Source organism: Chloroflexus islandicus, from assembly GCF_001650695.1.
Classification (GTDB): Bacteria; Chloroflexota; Chloroflexia; order Chloroflexales; family Chloroflexaceae; genus Chloroflexus; species Chloroflexus islandicus.
The window spans coordinates 29,330-46,303 of sequence record NZ_LWQS01000033.1; the positions used below are offsets into that span (position 1 = coordinate 29,330).

A 16,974-nucleotide genomic window follows, 5' to 3' on the forward strand; every position below is an offset into this window, starting at 1 on the left:
TGTGATTTACTGTACGACGGCGCAGGGGCGATTGTCAAGAGGGGAATAGGTTTCATCGCCTTACAGAAATCTGCCGCTGCCCGTCGCTGCAACCACGCGAGCGTGAACCAACGCGAGCCGCGACCGGAAAACAACATCTGGCCCCGCTTCCTATGTCGGGAGCGGGGCCGGGTGTAGAGGAACAATCACCGTTCCAGCAGAGGGTTAAAGCGTTCCATTGGCGCCGGATCGTTATGACAATCCAATACTAGCTTTACGCACCCCGGATCGCATCGAGCGCCTGCTGGATGGCCAACCCATCTGTAAACGTTGCTGCCGGAGTAATCGCTTCGCGCTGGCCGGCCAACGCCGCGTGCAAGGCATAACCGAGATAGACGGTGCCATGGGGAAATTCGCCGCTCAGCGCCGCCGGCAGCTCAACCGTATGCGGCGGGGTGACATCGTGGAACGTGTCATCGCTGCTGATGAACAGTTTCCCATCGCTGAAGCGCAGCGTACCAGCGCTGCCATAGACCGTCACCGAGAGCGGCTCATTCGTGCGCGCCACGACCGTCGCTGTCAAGGTTGCCGCTGCGCCATTCGCAAACCGCAGCGTCGCCGCGGTGTAGTCATCGCTCGTCACCGGGCGCAGCGCACCGGCAGCGTCAGGCCGCTGCGTAATAAAGGTCTGCACCACCCCTTGCGCCTGTGTCACTTCAGTGGCTAGGATAAAACGCAACAAATCAATCTGATGCGAGCCAATCGCCCCCAACACGCCACCGCCGGCAGCGCGATCGCTCCACCAATCCCACTGCCGCTGCGGATCGGCCCGACCGCTAGCGATGAACCGCACTTCAGCGGCGCGCACCTCGCCGATGTCACCGGCAGCGACGCGCGTTCGCGCTGCTTGCACTACCGGCAAGAAGCGCAGTTCGTGATCGATCAGGGCCAGTTGGGCGGGGTGAGCCTGCGCCGCCGCCAGCATCGCCGCCGCCTCGGCTGCGTTCAACGCGGTTGGCTTCTCGCAGAGCACGTGCTTGCCGGCGGCCAATGCCGCTTCCGCCATTTCACGGTGCAAATAGGGCGGCGTGACAATGCTCACCACCTGCACATCAGATCGTTCCAACACCTCACGCCAATGGGCAGTCGCAAACGGAACTTCCAACTCTTGCGCGATCCGCGCTGTCTTGGCCGGATTGCTGCCGGCTAGCGCGGTCACCGCTAACCCGGCGGCGCGAAACGCGGGCACTTGCACCCGCGCTCCCCAACCGGTGCCAATAATGCCGATCATAGTCTACTCCAATCCATAAAGGCACAGAGGATGCAGAGAACGCAAAGGATGGTCAAACGCAAAGGCGCAAAGCACGCAGAGGTCGCAAAGGGGTTGGGTAGGGTCGCATAAGCGTACTTTTACCCAACCCAAAAGATCTTTGCGCCCTTTGTGCCTTAGCGTTAACAATCTTGGCGCCCTTTGCAAACGCAAAGGCGCAAAGCACGCAGAGGTCGCAAAGGGGTTGGGTAGGGTCGCATAAGCGTGCTTTTACTCAACCCAAAGATCTTTGCGCCCTTTGTGCCTTAGCGTTAACAATCTTGGCGCCTTTGCCACCTTTGCGTCTTTGCGTTAAGAACCTTTGCGTCTTTGCTGCCTTTGCGGCTAATACTTCGGCACTGACGGATCGACCTCGTCGGCCCAGCGGAGAATGCCGCCAACCAGATTCTTCACCTTGCGGAACCCCACGCTCTTGAGCAACTCGACCGCGCGGCCACTGCGCGCGCCACTGCGGCAGTAGACAACCATCTCGCGCGCCGAGTCGAGTTCGTTGATCCGTTCGGGCAACTGATCAATCGGGATCAGCTTATCGGTGCCGGGGATCGAGGCAATCGCCACCTCATAGGGGTTACGGACATCGAGCAAGAAGGGGCGGTCGGGCCGCTCCAGCCATTCCGCCAGTTCGCGGGGCGTAATCTCAAATTGGTTCGACAACGTAGGCTCCTCTACAAGACCACAAAACTGCTCATAGTCGATCAGCTCAGTGATCGTTGGATGATCACCGCAGACCGGGCATGACGGGTTGCGGCGCAGCTTGAGCTCGCGGAAGCGCATCGCCAGCGCATCGTAGAGCAACAGCCGGCCAATCAACGGCTCGCCGATGCCTGTGAGCAATTTTATCACTTCTGTGGCTTGAATGGTACCGATCACGCCGGGCAGCACCCCTAACACGCCCCCCTCGGCGCAGCTCGGCACCAACCCCGGCGGCGGCGGTTCGGGGTAGAGGCAGCGGTAGCACGGCCCGCCATCCCGTGCCGAAAAGACCGTGGCTTGCCCTTCAAAGCGGAAGATGCTGCCGTAGACGTTCGGCTTGCCCAGTAGCACGCAGGCGTCGTTGGTCAGATAGCGCGTGGGGAAATTGTCGGTGCCGTCAACGATGACATCATACGGCTGCATCAGTTCCAGTGCGTTCTGCGAGGTGATCTGGGTTTCGTAGGTAGTGATTTCGATATAGGGATTAAGATCCTGCAACCGGCGCTTGGCCGACTCGGTTTTGGCGACGCCAACCGTACTGGTGCCATGGACGATCTGGCGCTGCAGGTTCGAGGCGTCAACCACATCAAAATCAACCAACCCAATATGGCCGACCCCCGCCGCCGCCAGATAGAGCGCCAGCGGCGAACCCAACCCGCCGGTGCCAATCAGCAGCACACTGCCCTGCTTGAGCCGGCGCTGCCCGGCCATACCGACTTCAGGCATAATCAAGTGACGCGAATACCGGGCAATCTCTTCGTTCGAGAGAGTCACCTCGCTCATGACCGTCCTCCACCGGCAATTGCCGGGATAATGCTGACCGTATCGCCGTCGCGCAAGGGGGTTGCTTCCCCATCGAGGTAGCGAATATCCTCATCACCGACATAGAGATTGACAAAGCTGCGCAGCCGGCCCTGATCGTCGAGCAGATGGCGGCCCAACGCTGGGTAGAGTTCAACCAACCCGCGAATCAGGTTGCCGACATCACTGGCCTCAAGGCTGACGCTCGCATTGCCGCCGGCATACTGGCGCAGCGCCGTTGGGATCGTTACCGTTACCGCCATAGCTAATTCTCCTTTATCTTCAACTCTGCCGAGTGCTGTGACATTGCTTACTCAACCGGTGCAATCTGCACGTCCTCTGCAATAAAGCGCACCCCTTCATTCACCAACAGCCACGAGGTCAGTTCAGCAGCCACACCATTGCGAATCGCCTGAATCACAAACGAAAAGCCTGAACCGCCAATTGCCTGCGCACCGATGCGATCTCGTTCTGACGGTATCGGATCGGCGTCTGGATGCGAGTGATAGCAGCCGATGATCTCGTAGCCAGCGGCGCGAGCGGCGCGTTCGGCGCGCAGATAATCGCGGGGGTCGAGATAGAACCGGTCGCGCCGCGAGGTAGGATCATCGGTTGGCGCTAGTTGCACTTGTCCGCTCCAGCGATTTTCGAGCGTCACCACCTGTAAGACTGTCTTCTGCTCGCCGTTGAGCGTTCCCACCAGCAAACCAACGCATTCGTCAGGATAGGTCGCTTCGGCATGGGCGACAATGGCCGCCACTGCCTTCGCCGGCAGTATCAGGGTCATAACCACCTTGCTCGTGTTGTAGCCTGTATCCGAATTCAGTTGCGTATATCTTTACGCCGCCCTCCTGTTGTCATTGCGAGCCGCGCGGAGGGGCAGCGCGGCGCTCTGCCCTTGTGCGGCGAAGCAATCCCCCGCGAGTACGTTGCGGAGCGGACAGAACGTTTGATCGAGTACAACTGTCGATCGCTGTGCGATGCCGTAAAGCCTCGTGCGGCCCTCCCCATCACCCCTCCCCCAGCGGGGGAGGGGCCGGGGGTGGGGGCATCAGCCCGCGCAGCGGGCTTTGTACCCCTAGCCCGGCCCTTTAGGGCCGGGTTCCAGACAGATGTGCTGTCCACCCTTGAACCCGCGAGCACGGTTCCATCCCGCGCAGGCATCCCTCCCGCCGAAGCGGGGGATTGCTTCGGGCGCTGCGCGCCCTCGCAATGACAATACGGCTGCGCCCCCTCGCAATGACAGTTGCACATCAAATCCCAGCTCCCTCCGCGAAACCCGGCTCTTCCCAGAACCGTTCGCTGAGATACCGATTGGCGCTATCGCACAAGATGGTCACCACCACACCCCGCCCCGCTTCACGGGCCACCCGCGCTGCTGCGACCACATTGGCCGCCGCCGAGATACCAACCAACAACCCGGCCCGCCGCGCCAGCCAGCGCGCCATCGCAAACGCATCTTCGCTCCGCACTTCGAGAATGGCATCGGCTTGTTCGGGCCGGTAGATCGCCGGCACAAACTTGGTCGAAGCCATGTGCTTCACACCTTCAAGGGCGTGGTACGGGCTGTCAGGCTGTACGGCAATCATCCGGATCGCCGGATTGTATTCGCGCAAACGGCGGCTCGTGCCCATAAAGGTGCCGCTCGTGCCTAATGCGGCCACAAAATGGGTGATGCGGCCATCGGTCTGTTGCCAAATCTCAGGCCCGGTCGTCTCGTAATGGGCTTGTGGGTTAGCCGGATTGCTGTATTGGTCAGGGTAGAAGTAACGATCGGGATGCTCGGCTACCAACGATCGAATCGCCGCAATCGCCGCATCCATGCCCTCCGCCGCATCGGTGAGGATCAGCTCGGCGCCGAGCGCGCGCAGAATCCGCCGCCGCTCAAGGCTGGCGTTGGCCGGCATCGCGAGCGTCACCCCATACCCCAACGCGGCGCCAATCGTGGCATACGCAATGCCGGTATTGCCGCTCGTTGCGTCGGCAATCCGCATCCCCGGACGCAACAAGCCGCGCCGCTCGCCATCCCGGATCATCCAGAGCGCGGGCCGATCTTTTACCGAACCGCCGAGGTTGTACCATTCCGCTTTGCCGTACAATTCGACTCCCGCCGGCAGATCGAGCGCGCGGTGCAACGGCAGCAACGGTGTATGGCCGATCAGATCAAGGAGTTCTGTCATAAGGTTGGCTCGCTCTCGCCTTCGCCGTTGGGACAAGATTCTGTGTACACAATTCCGTCCGGCATTGGCCAGCGCCGCGCTCGTTGCGATATGCGGCAGTGTTACTGCCGCATGCCATCACGGGCCATCATTGCTTTCACCTATCCGCCGGACGGTCAACCAGCCGGGCCGCCGCCTTGAGCGCACTGAACACCAACGTTGCACAACGAGGCCGCGCTTGCATAATCTCAGCGCCGACAATGTTCACCGCTGCCGCTTCATCGAGTGCCAGCAAATCGGCGAGGGTCGCCCCTTGCAATTGTTCGATCACGATCGAGGCTGTCCCCATGCTGACACTGCACCCTTGACCGGTAAATTGCAGCGCCTCAAGGTGACGATCCGGCGTAGCGCGCAGATAGACGGTGAGCGTATCACTGCACTCAGGCACGCCAATAGTGTACGTTACCGCATCGGCCAGCTCGCCGTAGTGGCGGGGCCGCCGGTAGTGGTCGAGCAAGCGATCAATGATGTCTAAGTGAGTCATAGGCGTCAACGAATGCCTAGATAGTGGGAACGAATAAACGACTGGCCAGAACATTATAAAAGTATTTGTCCCGCACTATATCCATGCGTTTATTCGTTCCCCCGCTCGTTGACGACGCTACGTATTCTTCTCGATCGGCAGACCGACGCTATTGCCCCACTCCGTCCAGCTCCCGTCGTAGTTGCGCACCTGCGGGTAGCCAAGCAGGTAGGTCAAGACAAACCACGTATGGCTGCTGCGCTCGCCGATGCGGCAGTAGGCGATCACCTCTTTGTCGGGGGTAATCCCTTGTGAGGCGTACAGCGCACGCAGCTCTTCAGGGCTCTTGAAGGTGCTGTCTTCGTTTACCGCCTTGGCCCACGGAATGTTGACCGCCGTCGGGATGTGGCCGCCGCGCAGCGTACCCTCTTGCGGGTAGTCAGGCATGTGGGTGCGCTCGCCGGTATACTCCTGCGGACTACGCACATCGACCAGCGCCCCCTTGCGCTGGCGGACAAACTCCAGCACCTGATCGCGGAAGGCGCGGATGCGGGAGTCATCACGCGGCGGGGCAACGTAGTTGCCGGGTGGATACGACGGCACCTCGCGGGTGAGGGGGCGGCCTTCGGCGATCCACTTTGCCCGCCCGCCGTTCATAATCCGCACGTCGCGGTGGCCGAACAGCTTGAAGACCCAGAACGCATACGTTGCCCACCAGTTATGCTTGTCGCCATAGAGCACGACGGTGGTGTCGTTACTAATGCCTTTGGCGCGCATCAGCGCCGCAAACCGCTCGGAGTCAAGATAGTCGCGCACTACCGGATCGTTCAGGTCTTGCACCCAGTCAATCTTGACCGCGCCGGGAATATGGCCGGTCTCGTACAACAGCAAGTCCTCATCGCTTTCCACGATGCGGACGGTAGGATCGTGCAGGTGATCGGCAACCCACTGGGTTTCGACCAGCGCTTCAGGATGGGCATAACCGCTCATAGCAACCTCCGCTTAGCCGGCAGCAGCTTCTTGATACTGCCATTGTAGCGCGTTTCTTCCCATTAGTCAAGTTCTTACGCTGAAAACTCAACAAATATCCGGCCATCGCGTACTTCACTGCGATAGGTCGCCACCGGCGTAAACGCCGGCAGCGTGCGCGGCTTGCCGGTGCGCAAATCGAACAGCGAACCGTGCATTGGGCACTCGACGCACAACTCGTCGAGATCAACATCGCCTTCGCTCAGCGAAGCTTCATCGTGCGAACAGCGGTCATCAATCGCGTAGACTTCACCTTCCGCCACCCGAAAAACCGCAATCCGGCGGCCCGCAATCGTAAACGCGCGCCCGCCACCCACCGGCACCTCGTTGACATCGCACACATCAATCATGGCTTGCTCCTCTATGTATGGACAGCGCGCTGCACTGCCCCTGCTTCCCCACTGGTACGGGCAGAGCGGCGCGCTGCCCCTGCTTCCCCACTGGTACGGGCAGAGCGGCGCGCTGCCCCTGCTTCTCCGCTGGTACGAGCAGAGCGGGTGCTCTGCCCCTTCTTCTCCGCTAGTACGGGCAGAGCGGCGCGCTGCCCCTACTTTGCCCAATAACAGAGCGCCCCCAATCCATGGGAGCGCTCGTCTCTCTCACCCCTACGCCACGCTCTTAGCCGACCGACCCTTCCATCTCAAGCTGGATCAGGCGGTTCAACTCGACCGCATACTCCATCGGCAGCTCGCGGGTGAACGGCTCCATGAAACCGAGCACGATCATCGAGAGCGCGTCCGACTCGGAAATGCCACGGCTCATCAGGTAGAAGAGCTGCTCGGCGCCGATGCGGCCAACGGTCGCCTCGTGGGCCAGCGTGCAGCGATCCTCTTCGATCTCGATGTACGGGATCGTGTCCGATGCCGACTTCTCGTCGAGGATCAGCGCGTCGCAGTTAACGTTGATCTTGGCGCCATACGCCCCCGGCGCAACTTTGGCCAGACCGCGGTAGGTAGTCTTGCCGCCGTCTTTGCTCACCGACTTGTTGGTGATGCGCGAAGTCGTTTCCGGCGCGAGATGCACCATCTTGGCGCCGGCGTCTTGGTGCTGGCCGCGACCGGCATACGCCACCGAGAGCACCTCGCCGCGCGCCTTGCGGCCCATCAGGTAGACCGACGGGTACTTCATGGTCAGCTTCGAGCCGATATTGCCGTCCACCCACTCCATGCTGGCCTCTTCGTAAGCCACTGCCCGCTTGGTGACGAGATTGAAGATATTGTTGGCCCAGTTCTGGATGGTGGTATAGCGGAACTTGCCGCCCTTCTTGACGATCACCTCGACCACCGCCGAGTGGAGCGAGTTGGTGCTGTAGATCGGCGCGGTACACCCTTCGATGTAGTGCGCTTCGGCCCCTTCGTCAATGATGATCAGCGTGCGCTCGAACTGGCCCATGCGCTCGGCATTGATGCGGAAGTAGGCTTGCAGCGGAATATCGACCTTGACCCCCTTCGGCACATAGACGAACGAGCCACCCGACCAGACCGCAGTGTTGAGCGCGGCATACTTGTTGTCAGCCGCCGGCACAATGGTGCCGAAGTACTCCTTGAAGAACTCAGGGTACTCTTTCAGCGCGGTGTCGGTATCGAGGAAGATCACGCCTTGCTTGGCCCACTCTTCGCGCAGCGAGTGGTAGACGACTTCCGACTCATACTGCGCGCCGACGCCGGCGAGAAACTTGCGCTCGGCTTCGGGAATGCCTAGCCGCTCGAAGGTATTCTTGATCTCCGGCGGCACCGCATCCCAGTCGGTCTGCGGACGCTCGTTGGCGCGCACGAAGTAGTGAATGTCATCGTAATTCAGCTCGGCCAATTCCGGGTTGGCCCACGTGCCCACCAGCGGCGTCGGCTTCTTGTTAAAAATCTCGAGCGCGCGCAGCCGCCGCTTCAACATCCACTCCGGCTCGCCCTTCATGCCGGAAAGTTCGCGCACAATGCGCTCGTTCAAGCCTTTGGGCGCTTTATAGACATAGCGCTCTTCCTGCCGGAAGCCATAGCGCGAGTAGTCAAACTGCAAATTGACTGCCTCAGAAACCACAGTCGCTCTCCTTTGCTAGTATGATCGACGCCACTTATATCTCTTCATCCTCCTGACCCACCCCATATAGGCCGGCTTTGAGCGCCTTGAGCGAAAGCAGCGCGCACTTGAGCCGGGTCGGATTGTGAGCCAGCGGTATCCCGATGATGTCGAGCAAATCATCCTTACTAAACTGCTTGGCCTCGGCGACCGGCTTCCCCTTGATCGCCTCGGTGAGCAGTGAGGCGCTAGCTTGGCTGATCGCGCAGCCGCGCCCGGTGAATCGCACATCAGTGATCACATCGTCAGCGATGGCCAACTCGAGCCGGATCTGATCGCCGCAGAGCGGATTGCGCTCTTCCCGCACGACCGTTGGCGCCGGCAAATGGCCATAGTTGCGCGGATGACGGGCATGTTCGAGGATCTGTTCGCGATAGATGTCATCCATAGCCATAGCTCGCTGTCGTTCAGGCAAAGATCTGGCGCGCCTTCCGCAGCGCCGCCGCGAGCCGGTCGATCTCTTCGGGCAAGTTGTAGAGATAGAAACTCGCTCGTGTCGTCGCCGGCACCCCCAACACCCGGTGCAACGGCTGAGTGCAGTGATGGCCGGCCCGCACCGCCACCCCCTCTTGGTCGAGAATGGCTGCCACATCGTGCGGATGCACCCCTTCGAGCGAGAAACTCACCGCGCCACCCCGATCCGGCCCTGCCGGCGGCCCATAGACGGTCAAACCCGGCACCTCAGCCAACCGCTCGAGCGCATACGCGGTCAACTCCTGCTCGTGGTGATGGATCGCCGCCAAGCCTACCTCGCGCAGGTAATCAGCCGCTTCGCCGAGCGCAATCGCTTCGCCGATTGCCGGCGTACCCGCCTCAAAGCGGGCCGGCACCGCGGCAAAGGTGCTGTGATCCAGCTCCACCAGATCGATCATCGAGCCGCCGCCGAGGAAGGGAGGCATCGCGTTGAGCAGCTCGCGCCGGCCCCACAACACGCCGACGCCGGTCGGGCCACACATTTTATGCCCGCTGAAGGCGAGAAAATCGATCCCCAGCGCCTGCACATCGACTGGCATATGCGGCACGCTCTGGGCCGCATCGAGCAACACCCGCGCACCAACCGCCCGCGCCCGCGCCACAATCGGCTCAACCGGATTGATGGTGCCAAAGACGTTCGATTGATGGGTAAAAGCAACCAGCTTCACCCGCTCGTCGAGCAGGCGATCGAGATCATCCAACACCAAGCGGCCTTGGCCATCAAACGGCAGATAGACCAACTCGGCGCCGGTGCGCTGGGCCAGCAACTGCCACGGCACGATATTGGAATGGTGCTCCATCATCGTCAGCAGGATGCGATCGCCGGCCCGAATATTGGCGCTGCCCCACGAGTAGGCCACCAGATTAATCGCCTCGGTGGTATTGCGCACAAAGATCACTTCACGCTGGCTCGGCGCGTTGATCAGGCGGGCCAACTTGCCGCGCGCGCGCTCGTAAGCAAAGGTCGCATCTTCGCTCAGACGATAGACACCGCGGTGAACGTTGGCATTGTAGCGCCGGTAATAATCTTCCAGCGCCTCAATCACGCGCCGCGGCTTTTGTGACGAGGCGGCGCTATCGAGAAACGCCAGCGGCTTGCCATGCACCTCTTGATGGAGGATCGGAAAATCGCGCCGCAGCGTAATCACATCAAACTGTGACAGTGTCGCCATAGCTCCACCTTATCTGCACGCCGGCCCGCGACCGGACGCCAGACCCACCGGCGAGGCACTTCCCTCGCCCATCGCACGGCGAACTACCTAACAACGAACCCAGTGTAACGGGCTTGTGCCGCAGCCTGCGTACGGCTTGAGCCCACAAGTCAGCAGAGCGGCGCTCTGTTGGGGGTGCGGCAGTGAGCCTGCCGCACGCCACCCGATTGCAATCAAATCTTGGCCGCAATCTCAGCCGTCAACTCTGCCCGCAGCTCTTCCAGCGGCACCGTTTCCAAGGCCGGCTCGAAGAAGCCCATCACGATCATCCGCTGCGCTTCGGCACGCGGAATGCCGCGGGTCTGCATATAGAAGAGCTGCTCTTGATCGATGTCGCCGCTGGTCGAAGCATGCCCGCCCTTCAGCACATCGTTCGTGCTAATCATCAGGCCGGGGATGCTATCGTTGCGCGCCTTGGGGCTAAGGTGCAACGCATGCTCTTCCAGCCGGGTGCTGGTCGCCGCCGACTCGTGCTCGATCTTGATCATGCCGTCGAACACGCTATAGGCGGTATCGTTGACCACTGTCTTAAACTGCATGAAGCTCTCGCAGTTGTGGCCAACGTGGCGCATCCACGGCGCAATCACCAGATGCTGCGTATCGGCGGCAAAGGTCGCTCCCAGCCAATTGAGGCGCGAACCATTGCCAACCAGCGTGGTTTCGGCCTCGATATGCTGCACCTGCCCGCCCAGTTGGATCGACGTCCACTCAATATTTGCATCGCGGGCAAGGATGGCACGCTGGCCGGCCAGATGGTAGACCCCGCTGCCCCAATGCTGGATGCTGACAAAGCGGACACTGGCGCCATCACCAACGAAGAGTTCGGTGATCGGGCCGGCAAACGAGCCAGCACGCAGATCAGGTGAGGTAAACTCCTCGATCAAGGTCACACTAGCGTGCGGCTCGACGATCACCAGCGTGCGCGGGAAGATCGCCGTACCGTCGGTAGCGAGCGTATAGATCAAGCGCAGCGGCACCTCAATCGCCACGCCCTTAGGCACATACAGCAATGCGCCATCTTGCCAGAGCGCCGCCCGCAGCGCGCTAAATTTATGCTTCAACGGCTCAACCGCCGTATCCATATACTTCTGGATCAACGCCTCGTGGGTGTGCAGCGCCGCCGCCAGTGTCGTAAAGACGACGCCTTGCGCCGCCAAGGCCGGATCCCACTGGATCGCAGTAGCATGCGCACCGTCAGACGGAGCAATCGTGGTCGGATCGAGCTTGCTCAGATCGGTGCGCCGCCACTCCGGCGGGTTCATCTGGGCAAACGCAGTCCACGCCTCGCGCCGCCGCTCGGTAAGCCATGCCGGTTCGCCGGCTGACTGCGAACGAGCCACGACCATCTCGGCGCTGATCTCATTCAGGGTTGGCAATGTCGTTGTCATGCGCATCTCCCTTAAGCCGCACCGGTCAGCTCCTCGCGGAGCCAGTCGTAACCCTTCTCCTCCAGCTCAAGCGCCAATTCGGGGCCGCCTTCGCGCACGATGCGGCCATCCATCATCACCGACACGACATCGGGCTTGATGTAGTTCAGCAGGCGCTGGTAGTGCGTAATCACCAACACGCCCATCTCGGGGCCGGCCAAGCGATTGACGCCATTGGCCACAATCCGCAACGCATCAATATCAAGCCCCGAGTCGGTCTCATCGAGCACCGCCATCGACGGCTTGAGCAACATCATCTGCAAAATCTCCAGCCGCTTCTTCTCGCCGCCGCTGAAGCCATCGTTGAGGTACCGGCGGATAAAGCTCTCGTCCATATCCAGCACATTGAGGCCTTCGCGCAGCAGCTTACGGAACTCGGCGGCCGGAATCGCCGTCTCCTTCGGATCCTTACCCTCTTCGGCGCGATGGGCATTGATTGCTGCCCGCAAGAAATTCGCCACTGTCACCCCCGGCACCGCCACCGGATACTGGAAGGCAAGGAAAACACCGAGCCGGCTGCGCTCATCCGGCTCCAGCTCAAGCAGATTGTGGCCCTTGTACCAAATCTCGCCGCCGGTCACTTCATACGACGGATGGCCGGCAATGATATACGACAAAGTGCTCTTGCCGCTGCCGTTCGGGCCCATAATTGCATGAATGGTGCCTTGCCGCACCGTCAGATTGACGCCGCGCAGAATCTCTTTGTCACCGATCCGCGCATAGAGATCTTTGATGATCAGATCGTTGCTCATGTGCTCCTCATCAAACAAAGCAGAACAACCCTAAACCTTCGCATCAGAGTCAGCAACCGATGGCGCTACCGTGAGCGGAATATCGTTTGGACGCAAAACGAAACGGCAATTATGCGCCCCCGCCCGGATGGTATCTTCGAGCACGAGCTTTTCGCCGAGCACGTACTCGATCATGCGCCGCTCCATCGAGCAAACTTCCGGATGATCGGCTGCGACATCGTAGAACGGGCAGGCGAACAGGCGCAACACGTCACCTTCGGGATCAATCTCAGCCGGCACGCCGCGCTGTTCTAGCAACGCACGCAACTCGTTGAGGCGCGCCGCCACATCGCTGCCGGCCATCCGGTCGGCATACTCGCTCGCCAGCCGCTGGCTGACCCGGTCGAGCAACTGCTCAACCTTCCCCTCACCTTCCAGCTCGATCAGCTCGCGCAACAAGCTGCTGATCAGCCGGTCGTACTGCTTGGGGAACGACTTTTGCGCCTTCTCAGACAGGGAATAGACTAACCGCGGACGGCCCGGCCCATTGCGCTCGCTCGTCACCTCGACCATGTCTTCGGCTTGCAGATGCACGAGGTGATCGCGCACCGCCGTCGTGCTGACGCCGAGCAGATCGGCCAGCTCTTTGACGGTAGCCCGCGCATGGCGCTGCAAGTAGCGCAAAATGATGCCGGCTGGACTATCGGACGGATAGCGTGAGATTTCCATAGTCGCACTACTCCGAACTACTACGGTGTAGTCTACCAGCATTTCAAGCTATTGTCAATAAAAAAGCCAAAAACTTCTTTTATTCCAGCCGTACCGCCTTCGCCGCACCGTGGTGCTCTTGCAAGAGGTGTAATTTTGTAATTGACATTACGTGAAATCGGTACTACACTGCTCATGTGCCCGGCAGACCGGGGCACAGCGGCAGCGACGGGGGCCGGCGCCACGGCCACCCGCCGCGTAACACCAAAAGGAGCATCGTATGCGTTGGGAGTACAAAGTCGTGTTTGTCGAGGCGTGGCAGCGCGTCTCGGTCGAGGGACAAGAGAGCTATCCCGAAGCGGGTGAGCGCAATACCGGCTTTGCCCGTCGCTTTCTCAACGGGTTAGGCGCTGATGGGTGGGAAGTGTGTGGGGTGCAAGCGGTGATGCCGGGCCGCAGCTATCTCTTGCTCAAGCGCCCCTTAGCTGATGGCGCCGAACCCGATCTCTCGGTGTCGCGCCGGCCCAACCCAAACGTGCCGTAAGCAGCCGCCACGAGGCAAAGGCGCAGAGGGGGCAAAGACGCAGAGAAATCTTAACGCAAAGGCGCTAAGACGCGAAGGTTATGGCTGCCAGCACACTCAAACATCCGCCCAAAAACCCTCTGCGTTGTAAGAGCCGGACAGCCGTCCGGCTCTACAGCGTCTCTGCGCCTTTGCGTTTACCAGCCTTTGCGTTCTTTGCGCCTGCTACCTGCCATCACGCGGATCGCGGCGCGGCGTGGCCCGCGGGCCGCGGGTGGTAAAGATCCCGCCTTCAGCGGCGTTACTCCGCTCGTGGGTCAGGCTAATGCTCGGCGGTTGCGGCCCATCGCTCTGGCCGACCGCCAACCGTTGCAACTCGTGCTGGCGCAACTCCTCGGCCCGCTCGATCAATTCCGGCGCTTCGTCGTAGTAGAATTGCAACGCTTGGCCGTGCTGATCGACCCCGGTATAGCGCAATTCAATCATACTGCCGGGGGAATGCCACCCGACGCCAGCAAATCGGCCAGCGGCGCTTCGATATCTTTCAGAATGCGCTGGCGCAATGGCCGCGCGCCAAACCGCGAGTCAAACCCTTTGGTGAGCAGATACTCTTTGGCGGCTGGCGTGACGCGCAACTGCACCGCATACCGCACATACTGCTGATTGCACTCGGCAATCATGCGATCAAACACTTGGCTGAGCGTTTCCGCCGAGAGCGGACGGAAGGCGATGATTTCATCAAGCCGGTTGATCCACTCTGGCTGAAATACCTTCTGCAAGGCTTCAAACCCGATCTGGTAGATCTCGCGCCCAGTCGCTTCCACGTCTTTATGCGGCGTGCGGAACCCAATCGTGCGCCGATCGAGAAAATCGACCATCTCTTTCGCACCAACATTGGTGGTGAAAATCACGATACTGTTCTGAAAGCTCACCCGCCGGCCGCCATTGAGCAAGAGGATCTCGCCGTCTTCCATCACCTGCAAGAGCAGGTTCCACAGTTCGGGTTGGCCCTTCTCAATTTCATCAAACAGTACAACGCTATTCTCTTGCTCGATAATATCGGGGTTCAGCAGCGGCTTTTGGTCACGCCCGACATAGCTCGGCGGCGCACCCACCAAGGCGCTCACTTCGTGGCCTTGGCTAAACAGCGAACAGTCGATTTTGAGAAAGGCGCTGCCATCGGGCCGGAGCAGCTCGGCCAACGCGCGGGCGGTGGCCGTCTTGCCAACGCCGGTAGGGCCGAGGAAGAGGAGGGTCGCGCGCGGACGGCGCGTATTGCCGGCAGAAAAGCCAAACCGCGACCGGTTGAGCACCCGGATCACACTCTCGATCGCCCGCTCTTGGCCAAAGATCTGTTCGCGCAACCGGCGCTCGACCACATCGAGCGGGTTTTTGTCACCGCGCACCGCTAACTTCATCTGACCTTCGTTCGCCATAACGCCTCCCCTGCCAGCCACTGGCAACTACCATGCCATTGCCTCAGCGCCGGGTGAAGCGCCACGATGCTGCGTCATGATGCGGAAATGTGCGCCTTGCCACCCGCCCCTCGTTCATTGTACATCCAGTATAGGATGTTTCAGCCTTTATTGTACCACTGCCAGATAGCCTGTCCACGTGGTTAAGAAAACTGTCATCAGCGTAACCACGCCAACGCGGTGGTCACGACGATAATCGAGTAAAACAGCAGCGCCAATGGAAAGCCGCCGATCAAGATGACAAAGCCGATGTAGGGCAACGAGCCGCACGCATACGCGACGCTCACCACGATCATGAGCATCCGCCCGCGCTTGCGCCCGGTGGCCCAGTCTACCAACCGCGACAGGGCATTGCCGGTCATCGGCCCAAGCAGGAAGGCGACAATGAACCCAAAGAAGCCGGCCCAACCGATCACCACGCCGGCCACTAAGGTCACAATGAGCGCATACACCAGTGCAACCACGCCGGCCACCAACAACTGCGCTGGCCCGACTTGATAATTGACAGGCGTGCGCTCGCGCGCGCATTCGGGGCAGATCTGGCCAACCGGCGTCGCCCGCGCACATTCAGGGCAGATCGGGCGACCGCAACTAATGCAGCGCAACCCGGTTTCGCGCTGCGGATGGCGGTAGCAGACCAAGGTCTCGGTAGCCGGCTCAACCGGCGCCGGTGGCGCTTCCACCGCCACTGCCGGCTCTTCGCGCTCGCGCACCTGCACCCCTGTCGGCGCGAGCAGCTCACCGGCGGCCAACCGCGCCTCAACCTGCGCCAGCGTCGCGCGCGCTTCGCTGTTATCAGGTTCGACTGCTAAGGCGCGCAGCAGATATTCGCGCTTATCGCGGTAGGGCCGCACCGCCGCCGCCATGCCGAGCAGCGCATCAACGTGATGTGGATCTATTTCCAGCGCCTCGCGAAACCGCAAGCGCGCCGTCACCGTATCGCCGGCAATCAACGCTGCTCTGCCGGCAGCAGTTAATTCGGCGGCTGTGATCGTTGACTCAGTCATATCGCCTCCGCAAGACGAAAAAGTAGCAGGCCCCATCATCAGGCGCCGGCGCTTCATAGATCCGCCGCAAGATCGGCTCCCAAAGCAGATTCGGGGTGAAAGGCGGCGCCAACAGCCAGCGCCCGGTCAAGGCCCGGGTAATGAGGCTCGGCGCACCGTAATAATGGCTAATATCAAACAACTTGAGCGCCGCATCGCTGATGTACGGCCGGCACACCTCAACTGTAAAGCCAGCTTGCCCAAAACGCGCCGACCACTCGGCCCGGCTGAGCGTGTTGTAGTGATAGGCAATGCGATTAAACCACGCTCCATACCAATTGCCGTTCAAGCCTAACCGGTTCAGCAGCCACGTACCGAGCAACTCGCGAGGAAAGCGATCACCCACGACCGAGGCCACAAATAGCCCTCCCGGTTGCACCACCCGCGCTATTTCGCGCAATGTCTGATCGAGAGGCACAACGTGCTCAAGCACGCAGTTTGAAATCGCAGACGCAAAAGTTGCATCGCCAAATGGCAATGCTGCGCCGTCAGCAACACACAAACCGGCATAGACCTGACGTTGCGCCGCTTCACGGGTATCGCTCACGCGCGGATCAATCCCTACAATTTGCTTGCCGGGTAAGGCAATTTGGACAAAGGTACCGTCACCTGAACCAATGTCGATAATCGGTTCGGGCAGATCAGGCGCTAGCTCAGCAAAGAGGCGCGCTTCAACCGAACGAATCATCGCTCGATGAATGGGGAGCGTCATCAAATGTGGCCGTAAGTAATCAGGCATAACTGTATCGTCATCAACCTCATCGTGCTATGATCTCGCTGCACGTATGTATT

The 16,974-nt window shown here is 60.6% G+C and carries 19 protein-coding genes; 1 reads left to right on the forward strand and 18 read right to left on the reverse strand.

Going from position 1 to position 16,974, the window contains the following annotated elements:
* Positions 1-253: 253 nt before the first annotated feature.
* The 14 genes from A6A03_RS02355 to A6A03_RS02420 form a co-directional block, all read right to left on the reverse strand.
* Complete coding sequence (locus tag A6A03_RS02355) at positions 254-1,270, reverse strand: Gfo/Idh/MocA family protein (protein WP_066783200.1); 1,017 nt, start codon at positions 1,268-1,270, stop codon at positions 254-256.
* 363 nt (positions 1,271-1,633) lie between these two features.
* On the reverse strand, positions 1,634-2,785 hold the full coding sequence (gene moeB, locus A6A03_RS02360) for a molybdopterin-synthase adenylyltransferase MoeB (RefSeq protein WP_066783201.1): 1,152 nt from the start codon (positions 2,783-2,785) through the stop codon (positions 1,634-1,636).
* Entirely contained in the window at positions 2,782-3,066 is a 285-nt protein-coding gene (locus A6A03_RS02365; protein WP_066783202.1) for a MoaD/ThiS family protein, read from the reverse strand. The genes moeB and A6A03_RS02365 overlap by 4 nt, the downstream gene beginning before the upstream one ends.
* A gap of 47 nt (positions 3,067-3,113) precedes the next feature.
* On the reverse strand, positions 3,114-3,590 hold the full coding sequence (locus A6A03_RS02370; RefSeq protein ID WP_066783203.1) for a M67 family metallopeptidase: 477 nt from the start codon (positions 3,588-3,590) through the stop codon (positions 3,114-3,116).
* 466 nt (positions 3,591-4,056) lie between these two features.
* On the reverse strand, positions 4,057-4,983 hold the full coding sequence (locus A6A03_RS02375; protein ID WP_066783204.1) for a PLP-dependent cysteine synthase family protein: 927 nt from the start codon (positions 4,981-4,983) through the stop codon (positions 4,057-4,059).
* A gap of 136 nt (positions 4,984-5,119) precedes the next feature.
* Positions 5,120-5,506, reverse strand: a complete 387-nt coding sequence (locus tag A6A03_RS02380; RefSeq protein WP_245668773.1) for an iron-sulfur cluster assembly scaffold protein — start codon at positions 5,504-5,506, stop codon at positions 5,120-5,122.
* 117 nt (positions 5,507-5,623) lie between these two features.
* Positions 5,624-6,475, reverse strand: a complete 852-nt coding sequence (locus A6A03_RS02385; protein ID WP_066783208.1) for a sulfurtransferase — start codon at positions 6,473-6,475, stop codon at positions 5,624-5,626.
* A gap of 74 nt (positions 6,476-6,549) precedes the next feature.
* Entirely contained in the window at positions 6,550-6,864 is a 315-nt protein-coding gene (locus A6A03_RS02390; RefSeq protein ID WP_066783210.1) for a non-heme iron oxygenase ferredoxin subunit, read from the reverse strand.
* A gap of 268 nt (positions 6,865-7,132) precedes the next feature.
* Entirely contained in the window at positions 7,133-8,548 is a 1,416-nt protein-coding gene (sufB, locus tag A6A03_RS02395; protein WP_066783211.1) for a Fe-S cluster assembly protein SufB, read from the reverse strand.
* A gap of 34 nt (positions 8,549-8,582) precedes the next feature.
* Positions 8,583-8,975 (reverse strand): Fe-S cluster assembly sulfur transfer protein SufU, encoded by a 393-nt coding sequence (gene sufU / locus A6A03_RS02400; RefSeq protein WP_066783212.1) that lies wholly within the window; start codon positions 8,973-8,975, stop codon positions 8,583-8,585.
* Between the two features lie 19 nt (positions 8,976-8,994).
* Positions 8,995-10,233 carry a cysteine desulfurase gene (locus tag A6A03_RS02405; protein WP_066783214.1) on the reverse strand — a complete coding sequence of 413 codons (1,239 nt, stop codon included), beginning with the start codon at positions 10,231-10,233 and terminating at the stop codon, positions 8,995-8,997.
* 212 nt (positions 10,234-10,445) lie between these two features.
* Positions 10,446-11,660: a Fe-S cluster assembly protein SufD gene (sufD, locus tag A6A03_RS02410; protein WP_066783321.1), complete on the reverse strand. Its 1,215-nt coding sequence runs from the start codon at positions 11,658-11,660 to the stop codon at positions 10,446-10,448.
* Between the two features lie 11 nt (positions 11,661-11,671).
* Complete coding sequence (gene sufC / locus A6A03_RS02415) at positions 11,672-12,451, reverse strand: Fe-S cluster assembly ATPase SufC (protein WP_066783216.1); 780 nt, start codon at positions 12,449-12,451, stop codon at positions 11,672-11,674.
* A gap of 30 nt (positions 12,452-12,481) precedes the next feature.
* Positions 12,482-13,159, reverse strand: a complete 678-nt coding sequence (locus A6A03_RS02420; protein WP_066783218.1) for a helix-turn-helix transcriptional regulator — start codon at positions 13,157-13,159, stop codon at positions 12,482-12,484.
* A gap of 259 nt (positions 13,160-13,418) precedes the next feature.
* Between A6A03_RS02420 and A6A03_RS02425 the strand changes: the two genes are divergently transcribed.
* The gene (locus tag A6A03_RS02425) at positions 13,419-13,682 is read left to right on the forward strand and encodes a hypothetical protein (RefSeq protein WP_066783219.1); all 264 of its coding nucleotides are present in this window, start codon (positions 13,419-13,421) and stop codon (positions 13,680-13,682) included.
* Positions 13,683-13,886: 204 nt separating this feature from the next.
* Here A6A03_RS02425 and A6A03_RS20790 read toward each other — a convergent pair whose 3' ends face one another.
* The 4 genes from A6A03_RS20790 to A6A03_RS02440 all read right to left on the reverse strand — a co-directional run bounded on the left by A6A03_RS20790 (position 13,887) and on the right by A6A03_RS02440 (position 16,921).
* The gene (locus A6A03_RS20790) at positions 13,887-14,147 is read right to left on the reverse strand and encodes a hypothetical protein (protein WP_245668775.1); all 261 of its coding nucleotides are present in this window, start codon (positions 14,145-14,147) and stop codon (positions 13,887-13,889) included.
* Entirely contained in the window at positions 14,144-15,097 is a 954-nt protein-coding gene (locus A6A03_RS02430; RefSeq protein ID WP_245668777.1) for an AAA family ATPase, read from the reverse strand. The genes A6A03_RS20790 and A6A03_RS02430 overlap by 4 nt, the downstream gene beginning before the upstream one ends.
* Before the next feature lie 197 nt (positions 15,098-15,294).
* Entirely contained in the window at positions 15,295-16,143 is an 849-nt protein-coding gene (locus tag A6A03_RS02435; RefSeq protein ID WP_066783220.1) for a B-box zinc finger protein, read from the reverse strand.
* Positions 16,136-16,921: a class I SAM-dependent methyltransferase gene (locus tag A6A03_RS02440; protein ID WP_066783221.1), complete on the reverse strand. Its 786-nt coding sequence runs from the start codon at positions 16,919-16,921 to the stop codon at positions 16,136-16,138. The genes A6A03_RS02435 and A6A03_RS02440 overlap by 8 nt, the downstream gene beginning before the upstream one ends.
* Positions 16,922-16,974 lie beyond the last annotated feature (53 nt).

Excerpts from the sequence above, each read along its gene's own strand:
- A6A03_RS02370 (WP_066783203.1), bottom strand. The coding sequence starts at position 3,590 with ATGACCCTGATACTGCCGGCGAAGGCAGTGGCGGCCATTGTCGCCCAT.
- moeB (WP_066783201.1), bottom strand. The coding sequence starts at position 2,785 with ATGAGCGAGGTGACTCTCTCGAACGAAGAGATTGCCCGGTATTCGCGT.
- A6A03_RS02435 (WP_066783220.1), bottom strand. The coding sequence starts at position 16,143 with ATGACTGAGTCAACGATCACAGCCGCCGAATTAACTGCTGCCGGCAGA.
- A6A03_RS02375 (WP_066783204.1), bottom strand. The coding sequence starts at position 4,983 with ATGACAGAACTCCTTGATCTGATCGGCCATACACCGTTGCTGCCGTTG.
- sufC (WP_066783216.1), bottom strand. The coding sequence starts at position 12,451 with ATGAGCAACGATCTGATCATCAAAGATCTCTATGCGCGGATCGGTGAC.
- sufU (WP_066783212.1), bottom strand. The coding sequence starts at position 8,975 with ATGGATGACATCTATCGCGAACAGATCCTCGAACATGCCCGTCATCCG.
- A6A03_RS02420 (WP_066783218.1), bottom strand. The coding sequence starts at position 13,159 with ATGGAAATCTCACGCTATCCGTCCGATAGTCCAGCCGGCATCATTTTG.
- sufD (WP_066783321.1), bottom strand. The coding sequence starts at position 11,660 with ATGACAACGACATTGCCAACCCTGAATGAGATCAGCGCCGAGATGGTC.
- A6A03_RS02430 (WP_245668777.1), bottom strand. The coding sequence starts at position 15,097 with ATGGCGAACGAAGGTCAGATGAAGTTAGCGGTGCGCGGTGACAAAAAC.
- A6A03_RS02390 (WP_066783210.1), bottom strand. The coding sequence starts at position 6,864 with ATGATTGATGTGTGCGATGTCAACGAGGTGCCGGTGGGTGGCGGGCGC.
- A6A03_RS02425 (WP_066783219.1), top strand. The coding sequence starts at position 13,419 with ATGCGTTGGGAGTACAAAGTCGTGTTTGTCGAGGCGTGGCAGCGCGTC.
- A6A03_RS02365 (WP_066783202.1), bottom strand. The coding sequence starts at position 3,066 with ATGGCGGTAACGGTAACGATCCCAACGGCGCTGCGCCAGTATGCCGGC.
- A6A03_RS02355 (WP_066783200.1), bottom strand. The coding sequence starts at position 1,270 with ATGATCGGCATTATTGGCACCGGTTGGGGAGCGCGGGTGCAAGTGCCC.
- A6A03_RS02380 (WP_245668773.1), bottom strand. The coding sequence starts at position 5,506 with ATGACTCACTTAGACATCATTGATCGCTTGCTCGACCACTACCGGCGG.
- A6A03_RS02440 (WP_066783221.1), bottom strand. The coding sequence starts at position 16,921 with ATGCCTGATTACTTACGGCCACATTTGATGACGCTCCCCATTCATCGA.
- A6A03_RS20790 (WP_245668775.1), bottom strand. The coding sequence starts at position 14,147 with ATGATTGAATTGCGCTATACCGGGGTCGATCAGCACGGCCAAGCGTTG.
- A6A03_RS02405 (WP_066783214.1), bottom strand. The coding sequence starts at position 10,233 with ATGGCGACACTGTCACAGTTTGATGTGATTACGCTGCGGCGCGATTTT.
- A6A03_RS02385 (WP_066783208.1), bottom strand. The coding sequence starts at position 6,475 with ATGAGCGGTTATGCCCATCCTGAAGCGCTGGTCGAAACCCAGTGGGTT.